The following is a 15,575-nucleotide window of genomic DNA, read 5'->3' as shown; positions in this document are numbered from 1 at the left end:
CACTCCTTTTTATTGTTTATTGGTTGCTAACTGGATTGCAACAACTGAACGCAGTCCGGGAAGCCACCTGTCAAAGTATAGCCAATGTGCTGATTAATCTGACAAGTGATGAGTTATTAAAAGTAATAGAAGGAATTACAGCAATACTGCTGGGTTAAGTATTTTTTGCCTTTGTAGGGGCGAAGCGATCGTACCGCAGGCTAAGACCTTAACATAACCGATGTAAGTCTTACCATAGATAGAAGCATACTCTTCTATTAGTAATATAAGTTATTAAAGATTCCTAAATTTGGAATAAGTTAGTTCAACGTACAAGGCAATTTAAGTTCTAAGACGAAAGCCAATGAATCAATGATATAGATTGTTTAATAATGTACCCACAAACTAATTCTCATCCACTGCCCAGTACTTGGGTAAAGTTAGGTTCTGTACTGACTCCTACACAAACCTGGGAAGGTACGATGGTACGCGACCCATCCGTACTTTACCAATCTGGGCAATACAAGATGTGGTACTGGAATGATGGTTCATCAATTGGCTATGCTACCTCAGCCGATGGTGTTAACTGGACAAAATACAGCCAAAATCCAGTTTTTACCAATGTTCTTAGACCCTCGGTAGTCTACAAAAGTGGAACCTATTATCTGTTCTACGCTAAAGCGGATGAAACGGCGATCGGTCTGGCAACATCAACAAATCCGCAGGGAGTATTTACCGATCAAGGGCTAGTTTTGTCAGCCTCCCAAGTATGGGAAAACGGACTGATTAGAGGCCCTTCTGTCTGGTACGATCGCGAAACAGAACTGTTTAAGCTCTGGTACTCAGCAAGTTCTATTTCTCCTGAAGGTGTTCCCTGGACTGAACCAGCAGCAATTGGATATGCCACTTCCAAGGATGGAATTACTTGGAATAAGTATGCCAACAATCCCATTATGCAAGGATTAAATGATGGCTCTTGGTTGGAGCGAGCAATTGAAACTTTAAGAGTTTACAAACAGAACAATATTTACTATGGGTTTTATCATGGTGCTGATGCGCGGGGTATTAGCAGAATTGGATTAACAACCAGCATCGACGGTATCACCTGGAATCCCCAAGTAAGTGATTTAATTCTAGACTTGGGCAACTATGAGGATTTTGATTCAGACTTCCTTTACACAACTGCACCTGTATATAACAGCGGTTGGAAGCTTTGGTATAACGGTCGCAACAGTAACAACAGTAACCCCGAAGTTATCGGGCTGGCAATAACAACCATCTAAATTATTGGATTTCCAAAGGAATTGAACATGACTGTCACCAAAGTTCTTTATTACAACTGGGACCCTTACTTTGAACAACCAATGCAAGGCGGGGGCGTATCCATATATTGCCGTAACTTAATTGATTATTTGTCCCAACAAACTGATGATCAAATTAATTTTCTTTACTCTGGATTTGACTACACATTTTTTAGGAAACAGCCCTACATTAAGCAAGTTTATAATAAACGTCATCCTAATACACCAACCTTTTCCCTAGTTAATTCTCCTGTCACTGCTCCGGCAAAGTTTTCCTTTCAAGAGCCTCTAGAAAACATTGAAAATCCTGTCCTCGAAAAATGCTTTCAACAGTTTTTAGGAGAATTTGGGCCTTTTGAAATTATTCACTTTCACAACTTAGAAGGAATCACGGCTAACTGCTTAAAATTAGCTAAAGAGAGTGGAGCTAAAGTTGTGTTTAGCTTGCATAACTATTGGGCTGTTTGTCCAGAAGTAAATTTATGGCGGATGAACAGTAGTCCTTGCCAAAATTATTTAGAAGGACGAGCTTGTGTTTCTTGTATACAGGAAGTAGTAATTTTGGACTTGGAATTGACTGTCAGAAAGGTATATCATTTAGGAAGTTTGCTAGGGTTCGATCGGCAATCCCTTCCTGTACGCTTGTCTGAAAAAATTTATCGAGCTTTTTACAGTAGAATTTGGTATCAATTAAACGTTCGCTCCAAATCTCCTTTGTCAAATCGACTAGAGATAACTGGTAAAGACCTGCCTCAGTTTGCTGATTTGTATCGAAAAAGACGACAGGAAATTGTCTCTATAATCAACCGCTATGTGGATGTAGCAATTTCTGTTTCAGAACGGACTACTTCTATATATGAGCAGTATGGAGTTAATTCCGATCGCTTGATTACACAGTATATAGGTAGCCAAGCAGCCCACTTTCAAATACCACCTAATAACCCAGCTACTTACTCTCCAGGACAGCCCTTTCAATTAATTTATTTGGGAACATCAAGAAAAGATAAAGGGTTTTATTTCTTGTTAGAAGCACTACTTTCTCTACCAGAAGAAGAATTAAACTCGCTGGATTTAGTTATCGCCAGCCGAATCATTGATGCTGCTGAGTTGGCAATGGCAGTTCAGCAGAAAGGACAGTTGCTATCCTTAGCCCAGTCTCTTCATCGCTTCCGTTACTATCCTGGGTATAAATATGAAAATATTCCGACTATGTTAGACGGAATCCACTTGGGTGTTGTGCCACCATTATGGGAAGATAACCTGCCCCAAGTCACTTTTGAGTTACTCGCTTGCGGTGTGCCAGTGCTTTGCTCAAATCGAGGAGGCGCACAGGAGTTTGTTCGCCATCCTGCTTTCATTTTCGATCCGGCAAAAGAAGGAGATTTCCCACAAAAGCTTCGTACTATTCGAGAAAACCCGCACTTATTAACTGAGTTTTGGAAAGAGGCAAGACCTGTTAAGACAGTAGAGCAACATCTCAAAGAGTTAAGTAACATTTATAGTTTAAATTTTCTGTGAAGTACGAACAATTATGTTAGTGAATCTGTTTGATGGGGAACACTAAGCCCAGTGTATAGGGTTTTAGCCAAATGAAAATTAGATTCGGATTAATTGCTATTACTGCTTTGATTGGTTTAAGTGCTACGGTTGCTAACGCTCAACAGCGTTCTGACGACTTTCTCTTCCTACGTAACATTGATGGGCAAGCCAGGTTGGTTGGCTTCGGTCGCCAAGACTTAGGACTAGTGTCGAGTGACAAGTCTTTGACTGATAGTATCTGCCGTTTACCAAGGGCTAATGGCTCCTATTCGATTCCTTCGATTTGGAATAAATTATCTCCATACGGCGATCGCATTAGCAACATCTCTGCTTACAACCCAAAGGCGACCCAACCACCACTTATAGTACTTAAAAATGGTTCTGCAATTCATGTTTCTAAGAATCCAAATTTACTAGCGATCGATCCTGATGTAATCTACAAAGAACTTTGCAGACAACTATAAGCTGTCACGCATTTAAATCACTTATTAAGATTGCAGGGGGGCAGGGGAGAGAATTAGACGAATTTTCTTCTGTTTCCAAACAATCCAATTTAAATGCGGAACAGCTTAAAACCTATATTCCGCAGATATGACTTAGATTTACTAAAGCAATACTATAAAAGTCACAAAAAAAGAGCGACATTCCGATCGCTCTTCCCAAAAAATAATCAACAAAAAACCATTAATTAACATTAGCAACAGCAGCTAACATTTCTTTGGCTTGGAGAACATTTTGGCGCACAGATTCCGCTGAAATATGCAAAGCAGAAAGTTCTGCTTCTGTGAGATTCAATTCCACAATACTTTCCACTCCCGCACATCCCAAACGGCAAGGAACGCCAATAAAAATGTCTTTTAAATCATATTCACCTTGCAGATAAGCGCAAGCGGGAACTACACGCGACTGGCTATACAAAATTGACTCTACCATTAAAGAAGTAGCAGAAGCCGGAGCAAAATAAGCACCTCCAGTTCGCATTAATTCCACAATTTCTCCGCCGCCGTTGCGAGTTCTTTTAATTAACCTTTCAATGGTTTCTGTATCCATGATTTCGGTAATTGGCACGCCACTAATGGTAGAATAGCGAGGTAAAGGAACCATTAAATCCCCATGTCCTCCTAATACTGTTGTGGTAATATCTTTGATGGCAACTCCTAATTCCATTGCGATAAAAGATTGGAATCTGGCTGAATCTAAAACTCCTGCCATTCCTATTACTCGATCGCTCTTGAGTCCACTAGCTTGCCATGCTAAATAAGTCATCACATCGAGGGGATTGGTGACTACAATCAAAATGGCGTGGGGGGAATGTGCGATCGCTCTTTGCGTCGCTTCCACCACAATTTGAGCATTAGTTCGCATCAAATCATCGCGAGTCATCCCCGGTTTGCGTGGAATTCCCGCAGTAATCACCACAACATCGGAATTTGCCGTATCTGCGTAATCATTCGTGCCCATGATTTGACAGTCGTGCTGTTCTAAACCCCTAGCTTGGGTTAAATCTAACGCAATACCTTGAGGCATCCCCGCCACAATATCCAGCAACACCACATCAGCTAAATTTTTCTCAGCAATGCGTTGTGCCAAAGTACTACCAACTTTACCCGCACCAATAACGGTGACACGAGTAGAAGCGCAAAGAGGCAGGGAGGAAGAAAATTTAATCATTTTGCAGATTCTAGCTGATCTAAACGCAGCCAGATATTAGGGGTGGGTACGTGCCCGAACTTCACTAGAGCATAATCGTTTCGTAAGTCTACAACTTCCCCTTTAGTTTCAAATATATAAGGGGGAAAGCGAGTATCACTAGCTTTCGATTCTAGACTGTTCTCTAGTTTTTCCCGGACGGCGTAGACTAAATCACCTTTTTTGATTGCCATAATTTTGCTCGTGTCTCTCAGTCTTTTATATAAAGAATTATCAACTATTGCGAGCAACTGTCACAAGTTATAGGTTTTGGGGACTGGGGATTGGGGACTAGGGACTGGGATTCCTTATGGATTAAAGCACTTTATTGATTCATCAGATTTACTTTTTACCATAAGTACGAGAGAGTCCTAGTGCAAGATCAAAACTTTTACCAACTACCAACTACCCACTACCACTTTAACTTTGACATTGGGGGCAAAAATGAGCCGATCGTCCCGCTAATTTTATTCTTCCCAAAACACTGCCACAAATTTTACATGGTTCACCATTTCGGTTATAAACCCAAGCTACCCCACCATAATTTCCGTTTATCCCCTGGACATTGAGGAAATTACTAAAAGTTGTCCCCCCAGCCTCTATACTGGTTTGCAAAACTTGGATTATGGCATCGCGCAATCGAGAAATTTGCTCTTTACTTAAAGCTGTACACAAAGTTGTAGGGCTAATTTTACTGAGAAACAAAGCTTCATCGGCGTAGATATTTCCAATCCCAGCAATTAACTCTTGATCTAATAAGGCAGTTTTAATCGATCGCCGTCTATTCTTCAGCTTTTCTGCTAAATACTCTACAGTAAATTCTGAGGAAAATGGATCGGGGCCAAGTTTTTTTACGCCGGAAATTACGCTTTCTGGAGTTTCGCTGGCTGGTATCCACCACATTTTCCCGAAAGTCCGCTGATCTACAAAACGTAATTCTTGATTTTGGGCAAAAAACAGCCTAACTCTGGTGTGTTTTTGTAAAGGTTCATCTTGGTGCAACCATAATAATTGCCCAGTCATTCGCAGATGAACACCTAACCAACCAAATCCCGGACTTAACTCTGCTAATAAATATTTGCCTTTTCTCTGCCATTGAATTATTTTGCTGCCCTTTAATCCGGCTATGAAATCATTAATTGAGGAGGGATGAGCGATCGTCCTCGCCAATAACACATCTCCCCCCTCGATTTGCTGATTTTGGGTCAATTCATTTAGACCCCTTCGTACTGTTTCAACTTCAGGCAGTTCTGGCACAATTTAACGCTTTTCTGTTCCTTGAGTTCCGCCGCCTTCTACTAGAGGATCGCCACTTCCTGATTCTTGTTCAGCAGTACGCTTACCACCAGTAGGAATAGCAACGCTGGTTTTACGTTGACTTTCATCGATCGGAGTTGAGTAACCCCCCGATTTCATGTCTTTTCTCGATTCTATTTCTGAAGCGGGAACCTCCACCAATTCGCTTTCAGCAAAATTGTTAGTATTCACACCTGCATAGTTTACTTTCTCGAAGCGAACAATCACAGGATATTTTATCCCACTTTGATCCACAGTAGCAACCGTGCCAACATCTTGGAACCAGTAAGATTCATTTCTTAATACTCTCACTCTAGTGCCACGTTTAATAGCCATGAAAAATTTTCCTCTAACACAGTGTATATTCAAACTTACTGGCTGAGTATTTCCTAACAATAGTATCTAAAGATAGAGCTAAGTTTCTTACTGAAGATAGATCTTTTAATTAGGATTAATTCTTAGTATTTAAATACTTTTAGGGCTGCTATAAAACTACTACCTTAGTCCTTGTCATCAGACAGGAAGTGCTTTTGATTGCTTAATTAGGGCATAGATGAAAGTAAAGAGGGGAGAAGTGCATTGGCTACTAACACATTCTGCCCTCTCATACCTAATTCTAGAGTCAATTCGGATAGACGCTATTCATTAGTTTTTAATTCAGGTAGTTAGGTGTCTCAAGCCAAACTGACTAACTAAAAACGGGTCAATTAGGGAGCATCCCAATTTTGCAAAAATACCAGGCGATTAGAAATCACTGCTACACAAAACTTAGCCTGCGGAGGCAGGCTAAATGTATTAGTCCGCACAGGCGAACTTAGCTTATATAGCTCCAGACTTCCAGTCTGAGGGCAATTTACTTTTGGGATGCTCTCCGGGTCAATTATGAAATTAGCTATTTGGCTTTTGCTACTGGTGATTCAACTTCCTCTAGTTCGCTCAGAGCAAAGTTATTGGTGTTAACACCACCAGGACTGCCACTATAGCCAGTATAGTTAACTTTCTCAAAGCGAACGATCACTGGATATTTGATTCCGCTTTGGTCAATGGAAGCAACGGTTCCAATGTCTTGAAACCAGTAGGAGTCGCTACGGAGAACTCGTACCTTAGATCCACGTTGAATCGCCATATTTGTGTTTTCCCTTACGAGATCGTGCAAATGATTGCTTAATTGTTTTTCAGAGTACTACTCTAGAGGTACTTCCCGTAAGCTAATTAACTTTAAGTTTTATTAATTATCTGTCTGGTCGAGAGCGATCGAAAGAAGGCGAAGAGAACAGGGAACAGGCAGAAAGAAAAGCAAAAATTCCCCTTGTCCCCTTGTCCCCTTGTCTCCTTGTCCCCGAAAGCCCCTGATGCTTCAACGATAAAAGCTCAAATTGTTTCCCCTGGTGGTGGCAAAATACAGCAGTTGACTTCATCAAGACAAACTTTACCCCACTGTAAAGCCCAGCGTACCAGTGCTACCCGGTTTTCTGTTTTGGTCTTTTCGAGGATGTTGCTAATGTGATTATCAACCGTGCGCTTGCTGATTTGCAGCTTTTCGGCTATTTTCTCATTAGTTAAGCCATCGGCTACTAACTCTATGATTTGTAATTCTCTATCGGAGAGAGACGCATCAGTTCCAGATACCGGACTAGTCATAATGGATTCCTATACCCTGTAAATCTACCTATGACAATTTTAGAATACTCTACGATTCGCTTTTTTTGCCTTGGCTATTGATTATCAGAAGTTTGGGGAAAATAGGGTTATGAGAGATCTTCAGGTTTTATGTATTGGTGAGGTGCTGTTTGATTGTTTGGCAGATCAACCGGGAAAATCTTTGCCAGAGGTGGAGTCTTGGACTGCTTACCCTGGAGGTGCGCCTGCAAATGTGGCTTGTGCTTTAGTAAAGTTGGGGACGACTGCGGGTTTTATTGGTTGTGTGGGTGAAGATGAACCGGGAAATTCTTTAGTTGTGTTGTTTCAAGAAATTGGTGTGGATGTAAGGGGAATTCAACGTCATCCCAAAGCACCGACGAGACAAGTTTATGTGTTACGATCGCTCTCTGGCGATCGGGAATTTGCAGGTTTTGGTGATTTAGACACGGGTGATTTTGCTGATACTCGGTTAAATGTTTCTCAGTTACCAGAAACTCTATTTCAGGGAGTTAGTTTTTTGGTTTCGGGAACTTTAGAATTAGCTTATCCCAGAAGTCGGGAAGCGATCGAAAGAGCCATCCAACTGGCAAAGCAAAATCATGTTAAAGTATTCGTAGATGTAAACTGGCGACCTGTGTTTTGGCCTAACTCAGACCTCGCCCCAGGTGTAATTTTAAAGTTTTTACAGCAAGCTGATTTTCTGAAGCTTTCCGACGAAGAAGCTCAATGGTTGTTTAATAGTACTGAGCCTAGTGCGATCGCCCAAAGACTACCACATTTACAAGGCATTTTAATCACTGCTGGCGAAGCTGGTTGTAGTTATTATTTAGCAAATAATTCCGGCAAAGTCCCTGCTTTTTCCGTCAAGGTTGTAGATACCACTGGCGCAGGCGATAGCTTCGTTGCTGGATTTATTCATCAATTATGTCAACAGGGAACAGAAGCTTTAAGTGATACAGAAACAGCGAAAAATATGGTAATCTACGCTAGTGCGGTTGGTGCAATGACGACCATGAAAGCTGGTGCGATCGCGGCTCAACCCACACCAGAAGAAGTAGAAGAATTCCTGCGTTTACATTAGTTTCTTCTCTTTCCTTCGTGTCCTTCGCGTCTTTGCGGTTCAAAAAAATCTTTAATATTGAGGAGTGTTGTTAATGATTCCAGAAATTACCCAAGAACTTTTAGCTGCCAAAAAAGACAAAGGCATCAGTTTTGCTGATTTAGAAAAGATTTTAGGAAGAGATGAAGTTTGGATAGCTGCGGTTATTTATCGTCAAGCAAGTGCTTCCGAAGAAGAAGCAAAAAAACTAATTGATGCTTTAGAACTAGGCGGTATTTATGTTCAAGAATTAACCGAACCTCCTGTTAAAGGTTTAGGCCCTGTAGTTCCCACCGATCCTTTAATATATCGCTTTTATGAAATTATGCAAGTTTATGGAATGCCAATAAAAGAGATTATTCACGAAAAGTTTGGCGATGGAATTATGAGTGCGATCGACTTTACCTTAGATGTGGAAAAAGAAGAAGATCCCAAAGGCGACAGAGTAAAAGTAATTATGAATGGTAAATTCTTACCTTATAAAAAGTGGTAAATTAAAGGGTGGGTAATCTGAGATATTGCACTCCCGGAGGTTCCACTTCCCAGATCCTCGTTCCCAGGTTCAACCTGGGAACGAAGAATTGAGGCTCTGCCTCTTGGTGCAAGATCTCAGTAATCTCACCCATTTTATTAATCTATAAAAGACCCGCCAAAGGTAATTTATTAAACTTATGGCAGAGGACAAAAAGAAAAAAAAGAATTTTGCCAGTTTCAACAAAAAACAAGCTTTCAAACAACTCAATCTCACTGACTTAATCCCTTGGAAAATCGAAGCTCAACCAATTTTGCCAAGTGAGTTTTTTCAAAAAAGATTAGAGAGATTACAAAGGTTTGATTTAGAAGGATATGAAGAATCTAAAAAACTATTAATCGATGCTATTTGTGAAGAAGCTTTAGAAGGATGCGAAAAACTCAAAATTTGGAAAGGTGCTGCTTTAGAAACAGATGTAACATCCGGGAATGTAGATTATTTGATTGCCGAACGCAAGCGATATTTAGAAGCACCATTTCTCTGTATAGTTGAAGCTAAAAAAGATGATTTTGAACAAGGTTTAGCTCAATGTTTGGTAGAAATGCAAGGTTGCCAATTTCAAAATCGCAAAATAGGTAAAGAAATAGATGTGTTTGGCATTGTTACTAATGGTGATGGATGGAGATTTTACAAACTAACTCCCGAAAATACTGCTTATGAAACATTGCTTTATGGAATAGCTCATCTCGATGAAGTTTTAGGTTTAGTTCACTATCTTTTCCAGTTATGTCAACTAAATTTGGATTAAATTTAGTGGCATGGTGCGTTACGTTAGCACTAACGCACCCTACAACTTAAAGTAGTTAACTCAAAAATTCACGAGGATCGGTAACATATCCTGTGAGGGCGGAAGCTGCTGCGGTGTAGGGAGAAGCTAGGTAAATTTGTGCTTCTTTGTTACCCATGCGACCGGGGAAGTTACGATTAGTTGTAGAAACGCAAATTTCCGGTTCATTTAAGCGTCCGAAGGTGTCTTTAGGTCCACCTAAACAAGCAGCACAAGAAGGTGCAGCTGGTTCAATACAACCCGCTTCTAAGAAGATTTCGGAAAGTGTTTGTCCGTCATATTTTTGGGTGAACAAATCTTCGTAAACTTTCTGGGTTGCTGGTACTAAATAGGTGGGAACTTTGACTTTGTGACCTTTGATAATTTGGGCAGCATTGATAAAATCAGAAGTCTTTCCACCTGTGCAAGAACCGATATAAACTCGGTTAATTTTCACATCGCTACATTCTCTTGCTAAGGCGCGGTTGTCGGGGGAGTGAGGTTTGGCGACGACGGGTTCTAATTTGGTGACATCGTAGTGATGTTGGCTGTAGAATTTTGCGTCGGTGTCGGTGTAAACTGCTTCAAAGGGTTTGTTGGTGCGATCGCGCAAATAAGCAAAAGTAGTTTCATCTGCGGCAACTGTACCATTTTTGCCACCTGCTTCGATCGCCATATTGCACAAAGTCATTCTTTCTTCCATTGACATTGCCGCAATGGTGCTGCCAGCAAATTCCATTGTGCGATAATTGGCACCAGCAACAGAAATATCACCAATAATTTGTAAAATTAGGTCTTTCGCCAACAAGTAAGGCGGTAATTCTCCATCTAAGACAAATCTCATAGTAGCTGGAACTTTAATCAAAAGTTTACCAGTTCCCATAATGAAAGCCGCATCGGTGTTGCCAATACCTGTGGCAAATTGTCCAAAAGCGCCAGCATTACAGGTGTGAGAGTCTGTACCAAAGAGCACTTCACCGGGACGGGTGTGCCCTTCTTGGGCGAGGGCGACGTGGCAAACTCCTTTATAATCGGGGTTAGCTTTGAAGTTAGAGCGATCGGTAATGTCGTAAAAGTATTTAATCTCCTGTTCCTTGGCAAAGTCCCGCAAAATATCAACGTTGCGGTTAGCGCGTTCATCTGCGGTAAAAATATAATGATCGGGAATTAAGACAATTTTCTCTTTGTCCCAAACTTTGGCATCGTCGCCAAATTCTCGCTTGAAAACTCCGATCGTTCCCGGCCCACAAACATCATGAGTCATCAATACATCTACGTCAACCCAGATATTTTCCCCTGGTTCTACTACCGATCGACGGGCGGCGCGTGCCAAAATTTTCTCAGTTAGGGTCATCCCCATAGTATGTTCTCCTGCAAAGTGCTGCTACTTGCGCTTTTCTCTTATTAACTATGCTATCTACTGCTTCTGCTGTATTGGGTTTTATTTTCGGCAGATTTAGGAATTGATGCAATATGGGATTTTATCAGGATGGGGCGATCGATCTCAATTAGCTGATTAACCTTGGGGTGTAAACTGATGCCAATGCCGAAAAAACCGAGAATTGAGTGCTTAAACTGTGGAAAGCAGACAAAAAGAGCAGTTGAAAAATATTGTAGTAACAAATGCCAACATGAGTTTGAGTATAAACTTTATATAGAATCCTGGCTCGCGGGACAAAAAAGCGGCGTAAGTATCAAATACGGCAATATATCTAAACGAGTAAGACGGTTTTTAATTGAAAAATACGGCGAGAAGTGTTCTGTGTGTGGTTGGTGTCAGGTGAATCCCCATACAGGTAAAATTCCCGTAGAAGTGGATCATATCGATGGAGATTGGCAAAACAACTCACCAGACAATCTTCGCCTTTTATGTCCTAACTGTCATTCTCTAACACCTACATACAAAGCACGCAATAAAGGAAAAGGTAGAAATTGGCGGCGTGAAACTCCTGTTCTGTCCTCACTTCCGCGAGAAAATTCAATTTGATGCAAAACATCCTTGTTTCTCTGGAAAAATTGTGTTATACTTACGTATTGTGTGAATGCTTGCTGGTGTAGCTCAGTGGTAGAGCAGCTGATTTGTAATCAGCCGGTCGCAGGTTCAAATCCCGTCACCAGCTTTTTTAATACTTCTGAATAATCACACTTGTTGTGACTTTACCCATAACTTTGCCATTCCATGATTTGATTCTTTTACCTCAGCAGGCGAAGTTTCAGAATTTTCATTATCCTCCTCAAATAATTCTGGCGACGATCGCTTCAAATTTTCAAGAAATTATAAAATTTCTTCTTATGTGATCGCACTCCCCCCAACCACAAAAAATGCGATCGCCTATTCCCCTGCTTAGTAGTTTGAAAAATGGAGTCGCTACGCGATCGCAAATTCAGTATATTGTCTGACATGAGGTGGATGAAAAGCTAAAACAATCTCCTCTCTTCCGATCCCTTTCTGCAACAAATCTGTCGCCACTCCATCTTCTGTCCAATCTTCCTCAATCCAAATTTTGTTATTTTTTAACCGGATATGAATCATCACACTCTTAATCCGTTCATCTTTGTGCCACCCCATCAACAGCAAAAGGTACTGATCGTGTACCTCATCAAAAGCTAAAACACTTTCAGTTGGAGAACCAGATTTTTCATTGAGTTGATGATATTCAGTTAAAACTTCTTGAATTATTTGCCGATAATGCTTTAATCTACCCATTGTACTCTCCTAATTAATATATGCTTAATATAGCTACCGATTATCTTTGAATGAACCCTAATAACCAAGATGATATCAATCAACCTGAAAAAACAGATCCATACGAACAAAGACTGTTTGAGGGATACACAGATTCAGAGACAGCAGAAATCAAAAGTCTCATGGAAAAATGGGATAAAGCAACCTATCCCACTTTAGCCAATAGTATTGTAGATCATGCTGATAGACATGGTTTTACAGGTGATTATTTAAAATACTTGAGAAAAGCCAGTAACTTTAATAAAAAAGGTGCGCGAAAGAAACTCTTACCTAATGGTGCATTAAGATGGAATAAAGGCATTGAATTTCTCATAGAAAGAGATGGAAAAATCATATCATACGGAGAAAATTGAGTAATACCATGCAAAACTCATACCTAAAAAATAAATCCGACAATGCCAAAGCTGCTAAAGAATATATCGATCGCATATCCAAACAACTGCTAACTGATTATCAGCACACCAAAGAAGAGAGGCATAAAATAGCATTATGGGAAGATTCACAAGAGTTTAGTATCTTAGGTGTCATCGAAATTTTTACCGATGATATTCGAGGATACGCCGCGCAAGCGATCGCCAATGATACTTTAGAAAACCCTCAACAAATAGCAGAGAATTTACAAGGATTAAAAATCTTTGATGTTCCCTATTTTACCAATTGGTATTTTTCCCATGAATCTGATTATCCCCAAATCAAACGCTATGTAGAAACCCTCAATTATCTGCGTTTATTAATTATCGAATATATTAACTAATCACAACTCCTCTAAATTAATCCCCCTCTCTCGCAACAAATCCTGCAAAGCTTGATATTTCAATCTTTCCTCTTCCAACTGTCTCTCTGCTTCATCAGCACGCTGTTTTTCCTGTTCTGCACGTTGTTTTTCCTGTTCTGCACGTTGCTTTTCTTGTTCCTTCAATTGTCCCAATTCTACAAATGTTAAAAACCTCTCTCCTGAAGGCGCAAAAATTTCCAAATTATTAGCTGTCACCTCAAATCTTACTCCTAAACGAGGACTAATCCAACCATTCATTTCGTCAATTAATTCTAGTTGATTTTGCGATTCGCGTAGCGATCCCTGCGGGAATCGCACCCACCCAATTAACTCTACATCATCAGGTTCATAAACATAGTATTCCTCTAGTCCATATCGTTCGTAAAACTTCAATTTATGAGCCATTGCTTTGAGACGATTTCCCGGAGACAAAATCTCAAAAACTACCTGCGGCGCAATATTATCTTCTTCCCATTGTTTGTAAGAACCTCTGTCTCCTTTTGGTCTACCAAACACAACCATTGTATCAGGAGCTTGGCGAGTTTTGTTATCTCCTTCAACCGGATACCAAAGCAAATCTCCAGCAACAAAGACATTAGCATCTTCGGCAAATAACAATTCTAAATTTTCCTTAATTGTGACAATCCAGCGAAATTGTTTGGTATTATCTGCCATTGGTTGTCCGTCACTTTCGGGGTAGATAATGGCGGGTGTGGTGTCGGATGGTAGTTGTTTTACCATAATTGCTGATTGGCGAATTTGGCGGGTTGGTTCTATTTTACTGTAATTGTTTTATATTCTCCCATTGATTTAACATGACTCTTCATTTCAAACAGTTGATCTTTTAAAACCAAGCGTTCTTGAGGTGATAAAAAGGGAACTTCTTTGCGAGACAAGGTGGCGCTGAGGGGTAAAACGCGAAAGTTGAGTTTGTTGTTTAGGGTGTATTTGTCGATCGCAGTTGGCAAAGCTTCCACTTGTGCAATTTCTACAGTTTTCTGCGGATAAATCTTGCGAACTTTCACAGAAAATATCACCCCCAAATTTCGGTATTTTCCATTTTGATTCGCAATAAAATTACCCAGGGAATAAATCGCAGTTCTAGTTTTTAATTTCCCATCTTTATCCTTAACTCTAAAAATTTGGTAAGGTTGAACAACGTGGGGATGATTACCAAGAATGATATCTGCACCTGCTTTAATTAAATTTTGTACTAATTGTTTCTGTTTTGCATCAGGTTGGCGTTGATATTCATTGCCAAAATGTAAGGCAACTGTCACTATTTCTGCTCCCTGTTTTCTGGCTCTAGCAATATCGCTAATAATTTTGCCTTCATCGATTAGTGATACTAAATAACCTTTACCTTTGGGAATAGGGATGCCATTTGTGCCATAAGTATAAGCTAAAATTGCCATGTTAATATCATTTTTCTTGACCATTAAAATCTGTGCTGCTTCTTTAGCTGTTCTGGCTGTGCCTGTTGACGCAACTCCACGCGATCGGATATTATTAATAGTGTTAATTAATCCTTTTTCCCCTTTGTCTAATGAGTGATTATTTGCAGTTGTTAAAACATTAAATCCGGCTTTTTTTGCTGCATCTACTAATTGTGCTGGAGCATTAAATAACGGATAGCCTGAGTAACCCATTTCTGCGCCAGCTAATGTGGTTTCTACATTTGCGATCGCCCAATCAGCCTGAGAAATAATCGGTTTAACTTCAGTAAAAAAACCATCAAAATTATAAGTTTTCTGTTGGGGAATGTAACCAGAACGAGTTAAACTCATGTGCATTAACAAATCGCCAACCGCAACAAGCTTCGCTTCCTTAGTATAAGATTTGACTTGCTTTAACTCAGCTGAAGATTCCGATGAAGTTGGTTTGATAATTTCTGCCGTTGTCCTCTGATTTTGATTACAGCTAGAAATCAATACCAAGAGGAAAAATATCAATAATAGAGGAGTAAATTTCATAGTTTTTCTCGCTATCATAAATGGGGCGCACTTGTTTGCTAAATAACTCAAGTTGTTAGTTACAAAGATCTTGGTTAGATTCCCCCTACCTTACTAAGGGGGGAACCGGATTCATAGTTTCTGTTTTTAAGCAGGGAACTCTCTTCAAAGTCCCCCTTAGTAAGGGGGATTTAGGGGGATCAAAAACACTTAAGCTGAACACTAACAATTTGTGTTAAATAAATAGGTGCCGCTAGATT

At 40.2% G+C, this 15,575-nt stretch carries 20 protein-coding genes and 1 tRNA gene; 11 read left to right on the top strand and 10 right to left on the bottom strand.

Going from position 1 to position 15,575, the window contains the following annotated elements; translation table 11 throughout:
• Positions 1-35 precede the first annotated feature (35 nt).
• The 4 genes from ACE1CA_RS04920 (at position 36) to ACE1CA_RS04905 (ending at position 3,283) form a co-directional block, all read left to right on the top strand.
• Positions 36-158, top strand: a complete 123-nt coding sequence (locus tag ACE1CA_RS04920; protein ID WP_413277386.1) for a hypothetical protein — start codon at positions 36-38, stop codon at positions 156-158.
• A 213-nt stretch (positions 159-371) separates the two neighbouring features.
• Positions 372-1,262 (top strand): hypothetical protein, encoded by an 891-nt coding sequence (locus tag ACE1CA_RS04915; protein ID WP_413277387.1) that lies wholly within the window; start codon positions 372-374, stop codon positions 1,260-1,262.
• Positions 1,263-1,289: 27 nt separating this feature from the next.
• The gene (locus tag ACE1CA_RS04910) at positions 1,290-2,798 is read left to right on the top strand and encodes a glycosyltransferase (protein ID WP_413277388.1); all 1,509 of its coding nucleotides are present in this window, start codon (positions 1,290-1,292) and stop codon (positions 2,796-2,798) included.
• A gap of 71 nt (positions 2,799-2,869) precedes the next feature.
• Entirely contained in the window at positions 2,870-3,283 is a 414-nt protein-coding gene (locus ACE1CA_RS04905) for a hypothetical protein (protein WP_413277389.1), read from the top strand.
• Positions 3,284-3,503: 220 nt separating this feature from the next.
• On the opposite strand, the gene mdh is transcribed toward ACE1CA_RS04905, so the two are convergent.
• The 6 genes from mdh to pedR all read right to left on the bottom strand — a co-directional run bounded on the left by mdh (position 3,504) and on the right by pedR (position 7,445).
• Positions 3,504-4,490, bottom strand: coding sequence for a malate dehydrogenase (gene mdh, locus ACE1CA_RS04900; RefSeq protein ID WP_413277390.1), 987 nt, complete (start codon positions 4,488-4,490; stop codon positions 3,504-3,506).
• Entirely contained in the window at positions 4,487-4,702 is a 216-nt protein-coding gene (gene ndhO, locus ACE1CA_RS04895) for an NAD(P)H-quinone oxidoreductase subunit O (protein WP_413277391.1), read from the bottom strand. Before ndhO ends, mdh begins: the two co-directional genes overlap by 4 nt.
• A 226-nt stretch (positions 4,703-4,928) precedes the next feature.
• Positions 4,929-5,765, bottom strand: a complete 837-nt coding sequence (locus ACE1CA_RS04890) for a DNA-formamidopyrimidine glycosylase (RefSeq protein ID WP_486517663.1) — start codon at positions 5,763-5,765, stop codon at positions 4,929-4,931.
• Between the two features lie 3 nt (positions 5,766-5,768).
• Entirely contained in the window at positions 5,769-6,140 is a 372-nt protein-coding gene (locus ACE1CA_RS04885; protein ID WP_413277393.1) for a photosystem I reaction center subunit IV, read from the bottom strand.
• 556 nt (positions 6,141-6,696) lie between these two features.
• The gene (locus tag ACE1CA_RS04880) at positions 6,697-6,930 is read right to left on the bottom strand and encodes a photosystem I reaction center subunit IV (protein WP_413277394.1); all 234 of its coding nucleotides are present in this window, start codon (positions 6,928-6,930) and stop codon (positions 6,697-6,699) included.
• A 245-nt stretch (positions 6,931-7,175) separates the two neighbouring features.
• Positions 7,176-7,445, bottom strand: coding sequence for a photosynthetic electron transport-dependent transcriptional regulator PedR (pedR, locus tag ACE1CA_RS04875; protein ID WP_413277395.1), 270 nt, complete (start codon positions 7,443-7,445; stop codon positions 7,176-7,178).
• A gap of 109 nt (positions 7,446-7,554) precedes the next feature.
• Between pedR and ACE1CA_RS04870 the strand changes: the two genes are divergently transcribed.
• From ACE1CA_RS04870 to ACE1CA_RS04860, 3 genes are all read left to right on the top strand, one after another.
• Complete coding sequence (locus tag ACE1CA_RS04870) at positions 7,555-8,526, top strand: carbohydrate kinase family protein (RefSeq protein WP_413277396.1); 972 nt, start codon at positions 7,555-7,557, stop codon at positions 8,524-8,526.
• Positions 8,527-8,599: 73 nt separating this feature from the next.
• A complete protein-coding gene (gene cynS / locus ACE1CA_RS04865) occupies positions 8,600-9,037 on the top strand; it encodes a cyanase (RefSeq protein ID WP_413277397.1) in 438 nt (145 codons plus the stop codon).
• A 178-nt stretch (positions 9,038-9,215) separates the two neighbouring features.
• The gene (locus tag ACE1CA_RS04860) at positions 9,216-9,824 is read left to right on the top strand and encodes a hypothetical protein (RefSeq protein WP_413277398.1); all 609 of its coding nucleotides are present in this window, start codon (positions 9,216-9,218) and stop codon (positions 9,822-9,824) included.
• Positions 9,825-9,879: 55 nt separating this feature from the next.
• Here ACE1CA_RS04860 and ACE1CA_RS04855 read toward each other — a convergent pair whose 3' ends face one another.
• The gene (locus tag ACE1CA_RS04855) at positions 9,880-11,202 is read right to left on the bottom strand and encodes a 3-isopropylmalate dehydratase large subunit (RefSeq protein ID WP_413277399.1); all 1,323 of its coding nucleotides are present in this window, start codon (positions 11,200-11,202) and stop codon (positions 9,880-9,882) included.
• Positions 11,203-11,379: 177 nt separating this feature from the next.
• Here ACE1CA_RS04855 and ACE1CA_RS04850 point away from each other — a divergent pair, with 177 nt between their 5' ends.
• Together ACE1CA_RS04850 and ACE1CA_RS04845 are read left to right on the top strand one after the other, a co-directional pair.
• Complete coding sequence (locus tag ACE1CA_RS04850; RefSeq protein WP_413277400.1) at positions 11,380-11,829, top strand: HNH endonuclease signature motif containing protein; 450 nt, start codon at positions 11,380-11,382, stop codon at positions 11,827-11,829.
• A gap of 61 nt (positions 11,830-11,890) precedes the next feature.
• Positions 11,891-11,962 (top strand) — tRNA-Thr (locus tag ACE1CA_RS04845).
• Between the two features lie 248 nt (positions 11,963-12,210).
• On the opposite strand, the gene ACE1CA_RS04840 is transcribed toward ACE1CA_RS04845, so the two are convergent.
• Entirely contained in the window at positions 12,211-12,549 is a 339-nt protein-coding gene (locus tag ACE1CA_RS04840) for a XisI protein (protein WP_413277401.1), read from the bottom strand.
• 50 nt (positions 12,550-12,599) lie between these two features.
• Between ACE1CA_RS04840 and ACE1CA_RS04835 the strand changes: the two genes are divergently transcribed.
• Both ACE1CA_RS04835 and ACE1CA_RS04830 read left to right on the top strand, forming a co-directional pair.
• The gene (locus ACE1CA_RS04835) at positions 12,600-12,941 is read left to right on the top strand and encodes a hypothetical protein (protein ID WP_413277402.1); all 342 of its coding nucleotides are present in this window, start codon (positions 12,600-12,602) and stop codon (positions 12,939-12,941) included.
• Positions 12,942-12,949: 8 nt separating this feature from the next.
• The gene (locus ACE1CA_RS04830; RefSeq protein WP_413277403.1) at positions 12,950-13,342 is read left to right on the top strand and encodes a hypothetical protein; all 393 of its coding nucleotides are present in this window, start codon (positions 12,950-12,952) and stop codon (positions 13,340-13,342) included.
• Here ACE1CA_RS04830 and ACE1CA_RS04825 read toward each other — a convergent pair whose 3' ends face one another.
• Together ACE1CA_RS04825 and ACE1CA_RS04820 are read right to left on the bottom strand one after the other, a co-directional pair.
• Positions 13,343-14,104, bottom strand: coding sequence for a Uma2 family endonuclease (locus ACE1CA_RS04825; RefSeq protein WP_486517662.1), 762 nt, complete (start codon positions 14,102-14,104; stop codon positions 13,343-13,345).
• A gap of 32 nt (positions 14,105-14,136) precedes the next feature.
• Entirely contained in the window at positions 14,137-15,336 is a 1,200-nt protein-coding gene (locus tag ACE1CA_RS04820; protein ID WP_413277405.1) for a CapA family protein, read from the bottom strand.
• Positions 15,337-15,575: the final 239 nt, after the last annotated feature.

This window comes from Floridaenema evergladense BLCC-F167 (assembly GCF_041929205.2).
Classification (GTDB): Bacteria; Cyanobacteriota; Cyanobacteriia; order Cyanobacteriales; family Aerosakkonemataceae; genus Floridanema; species Floridanema evergladense.
The sequence above is the reverse complement of the archived record's forward strand: the minus strand, read 5'-3'. Positions and strand labels throughout refer to the sequence as shown.